Origin of the sequence: Aeromonas bivalvium, from assembly GCF_000819765.1 — a bacterium.
GTDB classification, from domain to species: Bacteria; Pseudomonadota; Gammaproteobacteria; order Enterobacterales; family Aeromonadaceae; genus Aeromonas; species Aeromonas bivalvium.
On record NZ_CDBT01000007.1, the window covers coordinates 1 to 792 of the forward strand.

1 protein-coding gene is annotated in these 792 nt (G+C 54.4%); it reads left to right on the forward strand.

From position 1 onward, the window contains the following. Positions 1–236 precede the first annotated feature (236 nt). On the forward strand, positions 237–792 hold a 556-nt coding region (locus BN1119_RS20625; RefSeq protein ID WP_244463660.1), incomplete at its 3' end, for a protoglobin domain-containing protein.

Below are 792 nucleotides of genomic sequence, written 5' to 3' on the forward strand. Positions count from 1 at the left end.
CGCCTGATGGCGCCTTTTTTCATGGCCGGATGCCCGAGGAACGGGCCCGCAGCCCAGCCGAGGCCAGGCCCCCCAAGCCCTGCTTACTTGGTATAAATCAATCAATTAGATAGGTATGCAACCCCGTCCCAAAGCTGCTAATTTCATTCCATGGTCAATATCCACATTTACCTGGCATCAACAAGGCTGTCACGGTGAGAGGCCGGGATCCCAGCCCAAGGGGAATAGAGGTAAGCATGCTGATCGAAAAAACGCTGATCGAACAATTCAATATCAACGAGATCGAGATCCAGCGACGCATGGCGCTATTGAAACTGAGCCAGGCCGAGCTGGACACCCTCGCCGCCCAGCAGCCGCTCATTGAACGTAATCTTGATGCCATCGTTGGCAAGTTTTACGAAAAACAGACGGAGTTCGATGAAATTGCCCTGTTGATTGGCGATTCGGATACCTTGCAGCGCCTGCGCACCGCCCAGCGTCGCTACATACAGGAACTCTTCTGTGGCCACTATGACAATGCCTATGTGAACAGCCGGCTGCGGATAGGGCTGGTGCACAAGCGCATAGGGGTGGAACCCAAGCTCTATCTCTCTGCCAGCTGTACCCTCAAGTACCTGATAGAAGACGTGCTGATCGAACAGATGAGCAACGCCACAGAGCGCTCTCTGGTCTTGCGTGCCCTCGACAAGCTCATCAGTTTCGACACTGCCCTGGTATTTGATACCTACATAGGGACTCTGCTCAGCGCCGTGGAAAATGCCAAGAAACGCATGGAGGCCTATGCCCGCGAGC